The organism is Ketobacter sp. (assembly GCF_003671495.1).
Lineage (GTDB): Bacteria > Pseudomonadota > Gammaproteobacteria > Pseudomonadales > Ketobacteraceae > Ketobacter.
In genome coordinates this window covers 23,686-39,378 of record NZ_RCHN01000022.1, presented here as the reverse complement: position 1 = coordinate 39,378, position 15,693 = coordinate 23,686, and the positions used below count along the sequence as shown (strand labels likewise).

General features: G+C 56.7%; 15 protein-coding genes. 14 read left to right on the top strand and 1 reads right to left on the bottom strand.

The annotated features are described in order from the left end of the window. Window positions 1-52: 52 nt before the first annotated feature. The 14 genes from D9N14_RS11285 to D9N14_RS11220 all read left to right on the top strand — a co-directional run bounded on the left by D9N14_RS11285 (window position 53) and on the right by D9N14_RS11220 (window position 14,727). On the top strand, window positions 53-703 hold the full coding sequence (locus D9N14_RS11285) for a hypothetical protein (RefSeq protein ID WP_290579655.1): 651 nt from the start codon (window positions 53-55) through the stop codon (window positions 701-703). Next, a complete protein-coding gene (locus tag D9N14_RS11280; protein WP_290579653.1) occupies window positions 700-1,557 on the top strand; it encodes an ABC transporter ATP-binding protein in 858 nt (285 codons plus the stop codon). Before D9N14_RS11285 ends, D9N14_RS11280 begins: the two co-directional genes overlap by 4 nt. Next, complete coding sequence (locus D9N14_RS11275) at window positions 1,554-2,210, top strand: SCO family protein (RefSeq protein ID WP_290579651.1); 657 nt, start codon at window positions 1,554-1,556, stop codon at window positions 2,208-2,210. Before D9N14_RS11280 ends, D9N14_RS11275 begins: the two co-directional genes overlap by 4 nt. Then, entirely contained in the window at window positions 2,200-2,820 is a 621-nt protein-coding gene (locus D9N14_RS11270; protein WP_290579649.1) for a c-type cytochrome, read from the top strand. The genes D9N14_RS11275 and D9N14_RS11270 overlap by 11 nt, the downstream gene beginning before the upstream one ends. Window positions 2,821-2,973: 153 nt before the next feature. Continuing rightward, entirely contained in the window at window positions 2,974-3,735 is a 762-nt protein-coding gene (locus D9N14_RS11265) for a GntR family transcriptional regulator (RefSeq protein WP_290579647.1), read from the top strand. Beyond that, window positions 3,735-5,468 (top strand): fumarate reductase/succinate dehydrogenase flavoprotein subunit, encoded by a 1,734-nt coding sequence (locus D9N14_RS11260; protein WP_317622615.1) that lies wholly within the window; start codon window positions 3,735-3,737, stop codon window positions 5,466-5,468. Before D9N14_RS11265 ends, D9N14_RS11260 begins: the two co-directional genes overlap by 1 nt. A gap of 19 nt (window positions 5,469-5,487) precedes the next feature. Next, window positions 5,488-5,721 carry a ferredoxin family protein gene (locus D9N14_RS11255; protein ID WP_290579643.1) on the top strand — a complete coding sequence of 78 codons (234 nt, stop codon included), beginning with the start codon at window positions 5,488-5,490 and terminating at the stop codon, window positions 5,719-5,721. A 7-nt stretch (window positions 5,722-5,728) separates the two neighbouring features. Next, window positions 5,729-6,700 carry a HEAT repeat domain-containing protein gene (locus D9N14_RS11250; RefSeq protein WP_290579641.1) on the top strand — a complete coding sequence of 324 codons (972 nt, stop codon included), beginning with the start codon at window positions 5,729-5,731 and terminating at the stop codon, window positions 6,698-6,700. A 16-nt stretch (window positions 6,701-6,716) separates the two neighbouring features. Beyond that, the gene (locus tag D9N14_RS11245) at window positions 6,717-7,052 is read left to right on the top strand and encodes a DUF971 domain-containing protein (RefSeq protein ID WP_290579639.1); all 336 of its coding nucleotides are present in this window, start codon (window positions 6,717-6,719) and stop codon (window positions 7,050-7,052) included. 83 nt (window positions 7,053-7,135) lie between these two features. Continuing rightward, complete coding sequence (locus tag D9N14_RS11240) at window positions 7,136-8,125, top strand: YeiH family protein (RefSeq protein ID WP_290579637.1); 990 nt, start codon at window positions 7,136-7,138, stop codon at window positions 8,123-8,125. Between the two features lie 157 nt (window positions 8,126-8,282). Beyond that, the gene (locus tag D9N14_RS11235; RefSeq protein ID WP_290579635.1) at window positions 8,283-8,804 is read left to right on the top strand and encodes a hypothetical protein; all 522 of its coding nucleotides are present in this window, start codon (window positions 8,283-8,285) and stop codon (window positions 8,802-8,804) included. Beyond that, window positions 8,801-9,598: a hypothetical protein gene (locus D9N14_RS11230; RefSeq protein ID WP_290579633.1), complete on the top strand. Its 798-nt coding sequence runs from the start codon at window positions 8,801-8,803 to the stop codon at window positions 9,596-9,598. The genes D9N14_RS11235 and D9N14_RS11230 overlap by 4 nt, the downstream gene beginning before the upstream one ends. A gap of 186 nt (window positions 9,599-9,784) precedes the next feature. Further along, the gene (locus D9N14_RS11225) at window positions 9,785-11,959 is read left to right on the top strand and encodes a malate synthase G (protein WP_290579631.1); all 2,175 of its coding nucleotides are present in this window, start codon (window positions 9,785-9,787) and stop codon (window positions 11,957-11,959) included. A 320-nt stretch (window positions 11,960-12,279) separates the two neighbouring features. Continuing rightward, on the top strand, window positions 12,280-14,727 hold the full coding sequence (locus D9N14_RS11220) for a hypothetical protein (protein WP_290579629.1): 2,448 nt from the start codon (window positions 12,280-12,282) through the stop codon (window positions 14,725-14,727). Here D9N14_RS11220 and D9N14_RS11215 read toward each other — a convergent pair. After that, window positions 14,721-15,692 carry a LysR family transcriptional regulator gene (locus D9N14_RS11215; RefSeq protein ID WP_290579627.1) on the bottom strand — a complete coding sequence of 324 codons (972 nt, stop codon included), beginning with the start codon at window positions 15,690-15,692 and terminating at the stop codon, window positions 14,721-14,723. The genes D9N14_RS11220 and D9N14_RS11215 overlap by 7 nt on opposite strands. Between the last annotated feature and the right edge of the window lies 1 nt (window position 15,693).

The window sequence follows — 15,693 nt, the reverse complement described above, 5'->3', positions numbered from 1 at the left end:
AAACATGTTGAATCGAATCGTCCATCGGCATTTTTATCATCGGATCAGTTACATGGGATCAATCATCGGTAACAACCTGAAGCGTTGGTGGGCAATGACTCTGACGATCGTGGTCACCTACTACCTCCTGCTGTTGCTGAGTTTGATTATTCGGTTTGGCAATGTTCCCAACTACATAAACCTGTTCGATTGGTGGGGAAACCTCATCCGGATTTTGGAATCCACGCCATCTTTGCGCGACAGTTTGACAATCATTAAAGACGAGTGGTTGCTGGAGGTGGGCTACATGAACTACGACTTTGGCATGGGCATCTCCGAATGGAGCCTGTTCATTGTGCCCGCCAAGGTGTTGATGGTGCTGCTGCTTAGTGGCCTCGTGTCCACCAACTTTCTGTTACTGCGGCACTCCCAATCCTGCCAGGCCGTTTCCCCCATGGACGCCCGTACCTCTGGCACCGCAACCGGCATCGGAGCCAGCTTGATGGCCATTGCCTCCATCACTCTGTCGTGGGTGGTATGTTGCTCTACGCCCACCTGGGTGGTGGGTCTTGCCATGCTGGGACTGGGTGCCACCACGGCGTTGTGGCTGGAGCCGTTGGGGAGCTGGCTGAATGTCGTCGGTTTGTTCTTGTTGGTGGCTGTCAGTTTCCACCTGGCGCGACCTGAAGTCATCGAAAACGCACCCATGGGGGACTTGGCGTGAACACCAGCGTGATTTCAATCCAACACAACCTGATGCAGAAGCACCGCCAGGATTCCAAGGAACGGGGTCATGTCAGTATCGAATCCGTGGGCATCAGCTTCGGTGAAGGTACCAATCGCAGCATCGCGGTGCGGGAAACCAGTCTCACCATCAAGCCGGGCGAGTTCGTATGCATCCTGGGGCCCAGCGGCTGCGGGAAGTCCACCCTGCTGAACTCCGTTGCCGGGTACGTGACACCCACCACCGGGCGGGTCCTGGTGGACAACGAAGCAGTGACCGGACCGGGGCCGGATCGGGGTATGGTATTCCAGCAGTATTCATTGTTGCCCTGGAAAACCGTGCTGGAGAATATCGCTTTTGGGCCCCGCCTGGCCGGCCACAGCGCAGCGGAATGCCACTCCATCGCGCGAACTTTTCTGGCCATGATCGGCTTGAGCAAAATGGAGAAACGTTACCCGGGTGAATTGTCCGGCGGCATGCAACAGCGAGTGGGTATTGCCCGCGCCCTGGCGAATTACCCCAGCGTACTGTTGATGGATGAACCCTTCGGTGCTTTGGATGCACAAACCCGACTGATGATGCAGGAGAGCCTGCTGGATATCTGGTCGGAGTTCGGCACCACGGTGTTGTTTGTGACCCACGATGTGGACGAAGCCATTTTCCTGGCGGACCGCATCCTGATCATGAGCGCCAGCCCCGGTACTGTGATCGCGGATCTCCAGGTCGAGCTGGAGCGCCCCCGTCAGTCTGAAATGGCCACGTCTGAAGCGTTTGTAGCGTTAAAGCGAACCTGCCTGCAGTACATCCGCGCAGAGAGCATGAAGGCGTTTGAGCTACGGGAGTGTAATGCATGATCGGTATAACGAAAGGTGTACTCTGCGCGACCCTGCTATTGGTCAGTGCGTTCTTGTACGCCGGTAATGAAGATGTCTCTAGCCGTGCGCCATCCCCGGTGGCCGCGTTCAGCCTCACAGACCAATACGGCAATCCCTACGGCTTGGAACAGTTGAAAGGCCAATGGTCCCTGTTGGTACTGGGTTTCACCAGTTGCCCGGACGTGTGCCCGATGACATTACTGCGGCTGGAGGCCATTCGTGCGCAGTTGGGGATGCGCATGATGCCAGACAAGATTCCGAAGATCGTGTTCATTGCGGTGGACCGGGATCGAGACGAATCGGTACTGGCCGCCTATCTGGCGCACTTTCACCCCGACTACGTGGGCATCACCGGAGACGACAATGAGCTGACCTCACTGGTTGACAGTATTGGTGGTCTTTATCGCATCGAAAAGCGCTTTCCCGGTGATAATGCCTACAACGTCCGTCACAGTGCCGGCGTTGCGGTGGTGAACCCCAAAGGGGAATGGGTGGCCACCTTGAACCCGCCGTTCCACTCCCATCGCAGCAGTGAATTTCTGGTGCAGGTGATCCGCGATGGCAATGCCAAGCAACAGGCTCGCCTTGAGCAACACAGCGAACAGTACGATGATCAGCACCGTGAATTATAGAGGTCCCACACTGATGTTGTTCCTGGGATTCAGTCTGCAAACTGCAGAAGCCGGCATGATCGATAAAGACGGTATGGCGCCGTGGGAGATCTGCGGCATGTGCCACAGCCTGGACGGTAACAGTCACATGGCGAAGTTTCCGAAACTGGCCGGGCAGAAAGCCGCTTACATCGTCCAGCAGTTCAACGCGTTCCACAACGGGCAACGCACCAATGACGGAGGCCAGATGCAGGCGATCAGCGAGGAAGTGCAGGCACAGGACCTGGCCAGCATTGCAGAGCACTTTGAGAGCCAGGTTGCGGTCGAACCGCCAGCCCCCACAGGGGACATTGAACGGTATCGTCAAGGGAAGGCGCTCTATCAGCAGGGTCGCCCGGGACTCGCGGCCTGCGTCCAGTGTCATAACCCGTCGCAGGCCCGTACGCCCTGGCTGGACGCACAGCACCCTGCCTATCTGAACAAGCAGTTGGACGACTTCCGCTCCGGCCGGCGCGATGCACAGTCTGAAACGCCCATGCCTGCCATCGCAAAAGCATTGTCCCCAGAGGAACAAACCGCAGTGACCCACTACCTGTCACGAACGCTGCTGCGTCACAAGCCACCGGATTGAGGTGCCGACAGATCGGACGCGGCTTTTTCAAACTTGTTATGACATGTTATTACCAAACGTCAACACCTAGCAGTCACGAGCAAGCGGCCACGATCAACCGACCAGCGCACACAGCGTCGAGCTATCCAGAATTAAGCAAAGCAGGAACAGACGATGAAAGAAAACGCCATGCAGCACCAACCACTGTACCTTCAGATCAAGGAAACGCTGAAGAAACAGATCCTGGAGGGCAAATATGTGCCCTATCAGAAAATGCCGTCGGAGAGCGAACTGATGGCCAGCTTTGGCGTGAGCCGGATCACCGTGCGCCAGGCTCTGCGGGACCTGCATCGGGAAGGCCTGATCTTCACCACCCAGGGCAAAGGCACCTTCGCCAGCAAGCCCAAAGCCATGCAGGAAGTGCAGCACCTGGAAGGATTTGAGGAAGCCATGAATTCCCAGGGCTATGAAACCTCGGCCCAACTGGTCAGCATCCGCGAGATCAACCCCAGCAAAGATGTGCAGGACAAATTGAACATTCATAGCAAGGAAGGTGCGGTGGAGGTGATTCGGGTACGTTACCTGAATCGAGAGCCTGTCTCCGTCGACACCTCGTTTTTCCCCATGCAGATTGGGCGTCACCTGTTCGCACGCGACCTGGGCCGGGACATTTTTCCTCTGCTGGAAAACGAGCTGAACATCCCATTGGGTCGTGCTGAAATCAGCCTGGAAGCACGCCCGGCAGACGCCAATATCGCGAAGCTACTGCAGATGGAACCGGGCGCGCCCATCATGTGGGTGCAACGCCTGACACACGACGTCAACAACCATCCCGTGGATTACGAATATCTGGCGTTTCGCGGTGATTCCTACAAATACCACTTTCACGTTGAACGGGATCGCACCCGTACACCAGGTAAGCAAGGGGGCTTATGATGACTCAACTCCACGACATCACCATCAAAGATATCGACGTACTGGTCATTGGCGGCGGAACTGCCGGTCCGATGGCAGCAATCACAGCCAAGGAGAAAGACCCGAAAGCCACGGTTATGCTGCTGGAGAAAGCCAACGTAAAACGTTCCGGTGCCATCAGCATGGGCATGGATGGGCTCAATAACGCCGTCATCCCCGGTCATGCCACACCGGAGCAGTACACCAAGGAAATCACCATTGCCAACGACGGTATTGTGTTGCAGAAAGGGGTTCTGGAATACGCGGAACGCTCCTTCGACATGATCCAGAAACTGGATAAGTGGGGCGTGTATTTCCAGAAAGACGAAACCGGTGAATACGATGTAAAAAAAGTGCATCACCTGGGCACCTATGTACTACCCATGCCGGAAGGCCACAACATCAAGAAAATCCTTTACCGGCGCCTGCGTCGCAATCGGGTTGAGGTTGAGAACCGCTATCAGGCGGTGCGCCTGCTGAAGGACAGCGAGGGTATTGTGAGCGGCTGCATTGCGGTGGGCACCCGGGACGCCGAAGTCATCGTGATCCGGGCCAAAGCGGTGGTGTTGTGCACCGGTGCCGCCGGACGCATCGGTCTGCCCGCCTCCGGCTATCTGTATGGCACCTATGAAAACCCCACCAACTGCGGTGACGGCCACTCCATGGCGTATCACGTGGGCGCCGAGCTGTCCGGCCTGGAGTGCTATCAAATCAACCCCCTGCTGAAGGATTACAACGGCCCTGCCTGTGCCTATGTGACCGGACCGTTAGGAGGCTACACCGCCAATGCCAACGGCGACCGCTTCATTGAGTGTGATTACTGGAGCGGCCAGATGATGATGGAGTTCTACAACGAACTGCAGAGTGGTAACGGCCCCGTATTCCTGAAACTGGACCACCTGGCGGAAGAAACCATCCAGGAGATCGAACAGGTATTGCATACCAATGAACGTCCCAGCCGGGGCCGGTTCCACGATGGTCGCGGCAATGATTACCGTACCAAAATGGTGGAAATGCATATCTCCGAAATCGGCTTCTGCGCCGGACATTCCGCTTCCGGGGTCTGGGTCAACGAAAAAGGAGAAACCACCGTGCCCGGACTCTACGGCGCCGGCGACATGGCCTCCATCCCCCACAGTTACATGCTGGGTGCATTTGTCTATGGGGAGATCTGCGGTGAAAACGCGGTGACGTTCGCCAGCGATCGCACTGTCCCGCAACTGGACGAAGAATTCATCCTGCAGGAACGGGATCGCATTCTGGCACCCTTGCGACGAGACGACGGCATTCCCCCCAACCAGTTCGAATATAAAATACGTCGACTGGTGAATGACTATCTGCAACCGCCCAAGATTACCCGAAAAATGGACATCGGGTTACAACGCCTGAAAGACATGCAACAGGATATTCCATACCTCTACGCCCGCGATCCCCATGAGCTACTGCGTGCCAACGAAGCGCAACATGTATTGGATTGCGCATTGATGGCGGCACAGGCCTCCATGTACCGCCAGGAAAGCCGCTGGGGGCTGTATCACCACTATGTGGATCACCCCGAAACCAACAACGAAGACTGGTTCTGCCATGTCCAACTCTATAAGGATGAACAGGAGCAAATGGCCTGTAAGAAGCGGCCCGTTGATCCTTACGTCATCGAGCTGGACGAGGAAGAGAAAACCGCCTATCAGCGCATGCGCATTCAAAAAGTCAGCTAAACCAACGGGAGTAAGACCTATGCCAACTGCAACTCAAATCACCATGGTCCCCGTGGTGGTGGACAATGAAAAATGCATCGCCGACAAGGGCTGCCGCACCTGCATCGATGTCTGCCCCCTGGACGTGCTCTGGATCGACGAGAAAACCGGCAAGGCTCACATGCGCTACGACGAATGTTGGTATTGCATGCCCTGTGAGGCCGATTGCCCCACAGATGCCGTGACGGTGAACATTCCCTACCTGCTGCGCTGAGGTGTTTATGACTGAGTATTCTGATCCGATCCTGGCCTCCATTGCCCAACGTCTGCAGGACACCGACCCAGGTATCCGTCGGGTGGCGGTGATGGATCTGGTGGACAGCGTGGACGAAGCCGGTGTTGAGCTTTTGCTGCAGGCGCTGTCCGACGAAGATGAAATGGTGCGCCTGGAAGCTGCCCGGGTCATCGACGAGTTCGATCCGGCGGACATGATGGACGCCCTGGTGGACGCCCTCAACGCCCCCGACCGTAACGTGCGCAACGCTGCCGCCAAGGCGCTGGCGGATCTGAAAGATCCGGATGCGGCGCCGGCCCTGATTGCCGCTTTGAAGTCAGACGATGCGTTTGTGCTGGCATCGATTCTGCGCTCCTTGAAACAATTGTGTATCCAGGATGCCCGCCCCTACGCCATCGAATTGCTGGGTCACGATGACGCCGGAGTACGCCGGGAAGCAGTGGGCGTGCTGGGCTATCTTCAGGAAATCGAGAACCTGCCGCAATTGAAAGCGGTGGCGAAGAGCGATGCCGATCCCGAGGTGCGGCGCAGCGCCGTGGGCGCGTTGGTCTATGCTACTCCGGACAAGGTGGCCGACACCTTGATCGCCGCGGTCAGCGACGACCATTGGCAAGTGCGTTGTGAAGCCATCCGCAGCCTGGGCCGCCTCAAAGCCAAGGACGCCAAAGGCGCCTTGATCCAGGCCATCGGGGATAAACGCTGGCAGGTACAGGAGAAAGCCGCCGAAGCCATTGGCATGGTAGGAGCAATTGAAGGCATTCCGGCATTGGGGACCTGTATCGACAACCCCATCAGCAACCTGCGCAAAACTGCGGTGGCGGCCCTGGGCGAACTGGCCCACGAGGACGGGTTACCGTTCATTCGCCGGGCGCTGGAAGACAACGATCCGGATGTGCGCAAGCTGGCACGCTGGGCCCTGGAACGAACCGCCTCGCAAGGGGCAAACACCACCCCCTAGCACGGAGACTGAATCCATGAACGAGTCACGTATGATCGTGTCACAGGCAGTGCCGCTGGACATCACCCTGCACCGTCAGCGCTCGGAACTCGAGATCAAATGGTCGGACGGTGGCGCCGCGACGCTGTCTGGTGAGACCTTGCGCTCGTTCTGCGCCTGCTCTCGTTGTCGCGCCCGCAACCGGATTGGCACCCCGCTGATCAGCGACAACAGCCAGATTGATCACGTGGCCATGGCCGGTATTGCCGGCCTGCAGATTATCTTCGCCGATGGTCATGATAAAGGGGTATACCCCTGGTCTTACCTGCAGGCCATCGCGGCAGGTAATGGCCTGGACCACCTGAACACCTGACCCGCACCATGCATCGACTCCCCGTCACCCGGCATTCCATACACAAATTCAGGACCCAGGCTCAAAACCAGCTAATACCCTTGATGCCAGGCCTGCTCATCAGCCTCACCATCGTGTTTGCGGCTCACTACCTCAGCAGTCAACATGGTAGCCCGCTGATCCTCACCACCGTGTTGATGGGCATGGCGTTCAATAATCTCAGCGCTCACAACGAATTCAGGCCAGGACTGGAATACTGCACCCGGTCCCTTTTGCGCGTCGGCGTCGCCCTGCTGGGGATTCGGATCACATTGGAGCACATTACTGAGTATGGCTATCAACCCCTGATTCTGGTGATGGTCTGCACCAGCGCCACCATTGGATTCAGCCTGGTGGTGGGGCGCTGGCTGGGAGCAGATCGCTTCATGGCGCTACTGACCGGGGTGGCCACCGCTATCTGTGGTGTTTCGGCTGCCATGGCGTTGCTGGCTTTGCAATCGGCAAAACGCCCCAGCGACCATCAGGTGGCCGGCACCCTGGTGGCAATCACCGGTATCAGTACGGTAACCATGCTTTTGTACCCCGCCCTGCTCACCCACTTGAATCTGAGTGCCGAAACCGCTGGCCAGTTTCTGGGCACAAGTATCCACGATGTGGCACAGGCCATCGGTGCCGGTGAAATGCTTTCGCCCCAGGCCGCAGACGCCACCATCTACACCAAAATGCTGCGGGTGTCCCTGCTGTTACCCGTCCTGCTGCTGGTCAATCTCGCAAGCTCCAGATACTGGAGCCAATCCACGTCCACAGCACCGCGGGTGCCGGGTTTTCTGATCCTGTTTGTCCTGCTGATGTTGCTGAACAATGCTGTGTCATTGCCGGCCATTGTGCAGGCGGCCATCAGCTCCCTGTCACAGTGTCTGCTGTTGATGGCCATGGCCGCATTGGGCATTCGCACCAACCTCCTGCAACTGTTCTCGGTGGACAGGCGGACCCTGGCGCTGGTGCTTCTGAATACGGTGTTCATTGCCCTGCTGGCGGTGGCGGTGTTGGCTACAACGGGTGGTTTACTGAGTGCGGTATTCCGATCTGATTAGTGCCAAAAGCCATAACCGCTTCACCGGCTCAAGCCGTTCCGCTATAAGAAAGGGTTACCTGATGCCGCAGAAACGGTGATGGGTTCCTGTTCCAGAAACCGGATTTACTGTTAGACTTAATAAAAATGCACACCAACTGTAATCACTGATATTAAACATGTCATTCGAACAACAGGCCCAAGCGCTTGAACTCGGCGAAAGTCCGGGCACGTTTCTGCTGGAATCCCTGGAAGAGTTTCATGCTGCGCTGGATAGCATGGCGCCACAGGCCAAGCGCCACATCAAGATATTCACCCAGGAGCTGGAGCACGCATTCTACGACCGCAGCGAGTTTCTCGATCTGCTGACGCCGTTGTTCCGCGACCACCGGGGGTTCAGCGTCAGCATTCTTCTCAAAGATCCGAACAAGGCCGCCAAGCTGGGGCACCGGCTGGTGGAATTGCAGAAACGCCTGCCCACCCGCTGCGAGATCCGCAGTCTGCCGCGGGAGTATGAAGACATGACCGACGAGTACATGATTGTGGATGACCTGGGCATGGTAAAGCGCTTTGCCCTTGGTTCCCTGCGTGGTCACTGTGAATTTCGTGCTGTCCCCGATGCGGTAAAGTATGCGCGGGAATTCAATGAAATCTGGGCTCGCGGTATGCCCTGCACCGAACTGAGAAGGCTGGCACTATGATCCGTTTTCTCTGTGCCTTATTGCTGACCCTGAACACCATGCTGGTCATGGCGCAGCAGACCACTGAGGTTTATGAGACCTATTTGCCGGCCAATAAGCTGGTGCCCATTCTGGAGCCGCTGCTGGGGCCGGAGGACCGGATCACGGCTTACCACAACAAGCTGTTTGTGAAAGCACCAGCCGCTGCACAGGATGAGTTGCTCCGCATCCTGGAAGAAATTGATCGGCCGTTGAAGAATATCCAGGTCTCCCTGCGCTACGCCGATAATAGCCAGCTGACCGCAGAAGAAAACGCCGCCGATGGCAAGATTGTGGTGTATCACGGCAACAGCAACCGTTCCGGTGTGGACGTGGAAGTGGTCAGTAAGAATCGCTTCAGCACCCATGTGGACAATGCAGACCATCAGATCCGTGTATTGGAAGGCGAACAAGGCGCCCTGGATGTAGGCCAGGACGTGCCGGTGGAGCAGATTGCATTCCTGGGACCATGGCAAACCGGCAGCGTCAAAGAGTATCGCTCGGTGGGCAATCAGCTCTATGTGGTGCCCCGACTGGTGCGGGACAAAATCCGCATCGAAATCTTCACCACCAATCAACGCATGAAGCTGAAAAACGATGGCAAAGTCCAGAAAATGGACGCCGAAACCGTGGTGGTAGTGGATCCCGGAGAGTGGACGCCGATCGCCGGAACCAGCCAGACCGTGGCCACCTCCAGCGGCTCCTCCACGCACTCAACACGACGCGGTGGTTCCAGCGGAAAATCCCTTCAAATTCGGGCAGATATCCTCGACTGACCAGACCCATTTAGGTGGTTGATAACCACTATCACCATGACTTATTGGTCATCCGGGAAACTATTTGACACACTTCCGTCTAAACTGCATTATCGCAGCCCCTTGCAAAACCCGCTTTACATATCGCTTTACAGAACCAAGCCCCTGATTTATCAGGTCAGAGGCGGATAATTGGAGACAGACACGATGACAGAGCGCACCAAAATCGGTGGATTAGAAATCGCTACCAAACTGGTTGACCTGGTAGCCAACGAGATCGCACCTGGCACAGGTGTTGAACCGGCACACTTTTGGGCGGAACTGGAAAACATCGTCGCTGACCTGGCTCCCAAGAACAAAGCCCTGCTGGCAAAGCGGGACGACCTTCAGGCCAAAATCGATGCCTGGCACCAGGAGCGCGCCGGACAGGCCATCGACATGGCGGAATACAAAACCTTTCTCACCGAGCTTGGATACCTGTTGCCCGAAGGCGATGATTTTGCAATTGGCACCGCCAACGTAGACCCGGAAATCGCCACCATCGCCGGCCCCCAACTGGTGGTACCGGTGATGAACGCCCGCTACGCATTAAACGCCGCCAACGCCCGCTGGGGCAGCTTGTACGATGCCCTGTACGGCACCAATGTCATTTCTGAAGAGGGCGGCGCCGAAAAGGGTAAGGGCTACAACCCTGTTCGTGGTAACAAGGTGATCGCCTATGCGCGTGCCTTCCTCAACGATGCCGCCCCCCTGGCCAATGGCCAACACGAAGATGCCAGCGCCTACTTCATTAAAGATGGACAACTGATCATTGCGTTGAAAGACGGTAGCGAAACCCAACTGGCCCAGCCGGAAAAATTCGTCGGCTACAAAGGCGCTGAGCTGGCACCCAGCTCGGTATTGCTGCGCAACAACGGCCTGCACATCGAAATCCAGATCGACAAGAGCGGCGCCATTGGCAAAGACGACGCCGCCGGCGTCAACGACCTTTGCCTGGAATCCGCCATCACCACCATCCAGGATTGTGAGGATTCTGTAGCGGCGGTGGATGCCGACGACAAATGCGTGGTCTATCGCAACTGGCTGGGGTTGATGAAAGGTGACTTGTCAGAATCCTTCCAGAAAGGCGGCCAGCAGCTGACCCGCACCATGAACCCCGATCGCGAGTTTACCGCTGCCGACGGCAGCCAACTGGTGCTGCCCGGTCGCTCCCTGCTGCTGGTGCGTAACGTGGGCCACCTGATGACCAACGAAGCCGTACTGTACAACGGGGAAGAAATTCCCGAAGGCATCTTGGACGGCATGGTGACCTCGCTGATCGCCAAACACGATCTGTTGGGTAACGGCCCCTTCCGCAATTCCCGTGAAGGCAGCGTTTATATTGTTAAGCCGAAAATGCACGGCCCGGAGGAAGTGGCCTTTGCAGTGGAATTGTTCGGACGCGTGGAACAGGCTCTGGGCCTGGCCCCGAATACCCTGAAAATCGGCATTATGGACGAGGAACGTCGCACCACCGTCAACCTGAAGGCCTGTATTCGTGAGGCCAAAGACCGGGTGATTTTCATCAATACCGGATTCCTGGATCGCACCGGTGACGAGATCCACACCTCCATGGAAGCCGGCGCCATGATTCCCAAGTCGGCCATGAAAGCCCAGCCCTGGATCAACGCCTACGAAGACTGGAACGTGGACATCGGGCTGGAAAGCGGCCTGCAGGGCCGCGCCCAAATCGGCAAAGGCATGTGGGCCATGCCCGATGAAATGGCAGCCATGATGGAGGCCAAAATCGGCCATCCCAAAGCCGGTGCCAGCTGTGCCTGGGTACCCTCACCCACTGCCGCCACCTTGCATGTGATGCATTATCACAAAGTCAGTGTAGCCGCTGTGCAGGAAGAACTGAAGCAGCGCCCCCGAGCCAATCTGGATGACATCCTGACCGTGCCGGTGATGGCCGACCCTTCCAGCCTGACCGCAGACCAAATTCAGAAAGAACTGGACAACAATGCCCAGGGCATTCTGGGTTATATGGTGCGCTGGATTGATCAGGGCGTTGGTTGCTCCAAGGTGCCGGATATCAACGATGTCGGCCTGATGGAAGACCGCGCCACCCTGCGCATCTCCAGTCAGCACGTGGCCAACTGGCTGCGCCACGGCATTTGCAGCGAAGCCCAGGTGATGGAAACATTGCGCCGCATGGCAGCCGTGGTGGATCGCCAGAACGCCGGAGACGCCCACTACCGCAACATGGCACCCGAGTTTGATGGCGTGGCCTTTGCCGCCGCCTGCGAACTGGTGCTGGATGGTTGCAAACAGCCCAGCGGCTATACCGAGCCGGTCCTGCACCGCCGCCGCCGCGAGGCGAAAGCCAAGTACGGTTGCTGATTCCGCCTGCGCGGCTCCCCGCGGCCAAAACAGAAAGCCCGGCTCATGGCCGGGTTTTCTGTTCTAACTCATCGGCTTAACCCGATCAGAAGCACTTTCCCGCACGATCAAGCTTGAAAAAACGTTGATTTTCTGGCCTTATATTACATTCAGCCTTCCGTTTACTGTTGATTAAAGGGATCACCCGGGTAATTCAACAACAGGACTTCTGCACCCACCAGTATGCTCTTTGGCTTGTTAGGATCGACAAAAAAACAAGAAACAATAACGCATAAGCTATAACAATAACTATATCTACAAACAGTGAATTGAGATCGGGTATGGCCACGTTTCTGTCTGCCAATCTGGATACCAGTTGGTTCACCCCCATGGATAACCGGAGCATGGTTCCCCGGACCCGCCTGCTGGAAGTACTGCAGCGTAACGGCAACAAAAAAGTCAGGGCCGTGCTGGCCCCCAATGGCGGCGGTAAAACCACGCTGTTGCAACAGTTCTACAGCCTGAACCCGGAACACACCGCCTGGTTGACCCTGCAAGAGACCGATGTCAGCGCTACCTGCTTCTTCCAACACCTGACGGTCGCCCTCAATCGGATTATCCCGGACTTCACCGGCCCGATACTGAGCCGGGATTTCAGTGACCCTGGTTTACCACCCTTTATTTTATTCGACCTTTTCTACACTGCGCTCAACGGCTTGCAGGAGCCTGTCACGGTTATCGTGGATGATGTGCAGATACTGCGCAACAGCGCCTGGCATGATCGCTTCATCGAGTTGATCCATCGCAGTCCCAACTTATATTGGATCATCGCCGGTACGTCCCGCTCCGCGCTTCTGGGGGACCAAGGCGACAACCGTGATAGCGTCCTGCTCACCCAGGACCAGCTTTATTTCAACGCCAACGAATTGCGGGTGTTCCTCAGCAAAAACGCCGCCCATCAGGCATTCAACGAATTAATCGTCAAAACCACACAAGGCTGGCCAGCCGGCGTGAAGCTGGCACAACTGTGCCTCAACCACATCGCAGCGCAGGTGTGTGACTTCAAGCAACCGGCCCGGGCGTTGTTCACGTTTTTGCTTGATCAAATGATTGAGCACATTGATACGCAAACCTCAGGTTTTCTGACCCAAACCGGTTTTCTGCACCGATTCAATGAGGAACTTTGCCAAAGCTTTGTACAGGGCGCCCCCGTCACAACGTCATTGCAAACCCTGCAAAGCACGCGATTTTTCCTCGAGGTTGATCCCGAACACCCACTGTGTTTTCGCTATTCCCCCTGGGTACGGGAACGCCTGCTGATGCGCTTCGAGGCTCTGGAGGAAGCGCAGCGCGGTCGTCTGGTAGCCAATGCCTGCCGGTGGTTGAGCGATCACCGTTTCCACCTGGAAGGCGTCACCCTGTCCACACATCACCCCCAGCGCACCGTGCAGCTGGAGTACTATCTGGGAAATCTGGTGTCCTGGCTGCGTTCCGGAAATCTGCTGACGCTGTATCAGGATCGCATCGCCAACCGCAATCCGTTGACGCAAAACCTGGCACAGACCCGCATGGCCTGGTGCTGGCTCCTGAACCTGTCCGGTCGCTTGCAAGAATCGGCGCTGGAGCTGCACAGCCTGACCGGAGACAAAAGCATTGAAGCCATTATCCAAAGCCCCGAAAACCACACGGAAGCCAATTGTGCGGTAGCCTATGGGATCATACTTTCGCAACAAAAACGCTTGAGCAAAGAGCTGGTGGAACGCCTCCGGCTATTGACCAAACACCCGGAGGTGTACACCTCACTGCGGGCCACCCTGTACAGTTTGTTGGCCGAGGTGGAGCTGCACCGCTTTCATGCCCGCGAGGCCCAGCATTATATCGACCTGTCCAGGGAAACCTCCGATGAGCTGAGCTACGAATTCAACTTTGCCATTGCCAAACAGATTGAAGCGCGCCTGTACTATTTCAACAGTGATCCGCAGCATGCATTAAACTCGCTACGAAAAACCCTGGGCCGACACTGGCAATATCCCGAGGGCGTCGGCAAATCGCTGGTCACTATCTTTTATGGTTACCTGCTTTATCGCACAGTTGACCGCGAGGCGGGCTACCAAACCTGCCTGGCCCAGTGCTCGACCCTGCCCTGGCTGCACAGCGATACGCAATTTGCGGCCTATCAGACCCTGGTACGGGAAACCATCCGCCGCCAGCAACTGGACACGGCACGGCATCTGCTGACGTTTATGGAACGGGTATCTTCCTGCAGCGGCTCGGACCGGTACTATGCGCAGGTCATGCTGGAACACTTCAGGCTGGCGACGATCAATCAGGACACGGCCTGGGCGCAATCCCTGGCGCAGGAATGCTGCCTGACCCGGCACATCGATGAGAGCCTGGAACCGGATACCACTCTCGACTGGATCAGTCAGCTGAGCTGGCTCATGGCGGGGGTATTTTATTATCGCCTGTGCGGCAATCCGAACGAGTCACAAAAACTGGTGCAGCAACTGCTTTACCTGAATATCGAAAGTGGCTTTTCCGTTCACTTCCTCTCGATCTCGTTGTTGGATTTGTGGCTGGAATACAACAGCGGCAACAAACACTCCGCGTTCATCAAATTGAACGACCTGTTATCCAAAACCAGCAGCAAGGACCTGCACCTGGGCTTGTTTGACGACATCCCGGGCAGCGAGCGCATTATCCACAAAGCGCTGGTGGACAATCACATCACCTCCAACACACACCGAACTGCTCTGTTGGAGCTTGGCTTCGGCGTATTGGCTCATTGATGCTCTCCCACCAGACGGCGTTCGTCGTCTGCAATACGCTCTGCGGTGTACATAATCAGCCGCCGTAACCACTGGTGCCCGGCGTTGGGATGCAACAGCGGGCTCCAGGCCATCTTAAGCTCAAATTCCGGGATGTAGAAAGGAGGGTCCAGGATCACCAGCTTCGGATTCTCTGCCTGCATGCGGGCAATTTTTGTGGGCAACGTCGCCACCAGGTCGTTGTTTTGCACCAGCAGGCCAGGGGTTTGGTAATGACGGGTAAAGATGGTGATCTTACGCTTTTTGCCAATGCGCTGTAGAGCCTGGTCGATCCACCCCAAACCGCCAGACTTTTCCGGGTTCACCCCAAACCCCACCCCCATACCGGTTTTGCTCACCCAGATATGCTGGGCATTCAGGTAGGCTTTGAGATTGAAGTTCTCCGCAGCAGGGTTTTTGCGGCTCACCAGGCAGGAAAAGCTGTCGGTCCACACTGTGTTCTGGTGAAAGGACTGGGGGATTTCATTGAAGCGGTTGATGGCCATATCCACCCGCCCCTGCTCCAGATCCTGGTAACTGACATCACTGGGGGTCAGAAAATCCAGGATCACGTTGGGCGCTTCGCTGCGGATGTGCTTGATCAACAGCGGAATCAACGTCGCCTCAGCATAGTCGCTGACCATGATGCGGAATACGCGCTTACTGGTGAGAGGCTTGAATTCCTGTTTCGGTTCCAGCAGATACTGGGTGTCCGACAGGATCTGCCGTACCTTGGGCTGCAGATCCAGGGCCCGTTCGGTGGGCTTCATGCCTTCGCTGGAGCGGATCAGCAGGGGGTCGTTGAACAGATCCCTGAGCCGTTTCAGGCCATTACTCATGGCCGGTTGGGTGATGCCCAACTGCTCTGCTGCCCGGGTTACATTCAGTTCCCGCAACAACACATCCAGATACACCAACAGATTCAGGTCAACCCGCGCTACATTCATG

Excerpts from the sequence above, each read along its gene's own strand:
- D9N14_RS11285 (WP_290579655.1), top strand. The coding sequence starts at position 53 with ATGGGATCAATCATCGGTAACAACCTGAAGCGTTGGTGGGCAATGACT.
- D9N14_RS11275 (WP_290579651.1), top strand. The coding sequence starts at position 1,554 with ATGATCGGTATAACGAAAGGTGTACTCTGCGCGACCCTGCTATTGGTC.
- D9N14_RS11265 (WP_290579647.1), top strand. The coding sequence starts at position 2,974 with ATGAAAGAAAACGCCATGCAGCACCAACCACTGTACCTTCAGATCAAG.
- D9N14_RS11260 (WP_317622615.1), top strand. The coding sequence starts at position 3,735 with ATGACTCAACTCCACGACATCACCATCAAAGATATCGACGTACTGGTC.
- D9N14_RS11255 (WP_290579643.1), top strand. The coding sequence starts at position 5,488 with ATGCCAACTGCAACTCAAATCACCATGGTCCCCGTGGTGGTGGACAAT.
- D9N14_RS11250 (WP_290579641.1), top strand. The coding sequence starts at position 5,729 with ATGACTGAGTATTCTGATCCGATCCTGGCCTCCATTGCCCAACGTCTG.
- D9N14_RS11245 (WP_290579639.1), top strand. The coding sequence starts at position 6,717 with ATGAACGAGTCACGTATGATCGTGTCACAGGCAGTGCCGCTGGACATC.
- D9N14_RS11240 (WP_290579637.1), top strand. The coding sequence starts at position 7,136 with ATGCCAGGCCTGCTCATCAGCCTCACCATCGTGTTTGCGGCTCACTAC.
- D9N14_RS11235 (WP_290579635.1), top strand. The coding sequence starts at position 8,283 with ATGTCATTCGAACAACAGGCCCAAGCGCTTGAACTCGGCGAAAGTCCG.
- D9N14_RS11230 (WP_290579633.1), top strand. The coding sequence starts at position 8,801 with ATGATCCGTTTTCTCTGTGCCTTATTGCTGACCCTGAACACCATGCTG.
- D9N14_RS11225 (WP_290579631.1), top strand. The coding sequence starts at position 9,785 with ATGACAGAGCGCACCAAAATCGGTGGATTAGAAATCGCTACCAAACTG.
- D9N14_RS11220 (WP_290579629.1), top strand. The coding sequence starts at position 12,280 with ATGGCCACGTTTCTGTCTGCCAATCTGGATACCAGTTGGTTCACCCCC.
- D9N14_RS11215 (WP_290579627.1), bottom strand. The coding sequence starts at position 15,692 with ATGAATGTAGCGCGGGTTGACCTGAATCTGTTGGTGTATCTGGATGTG.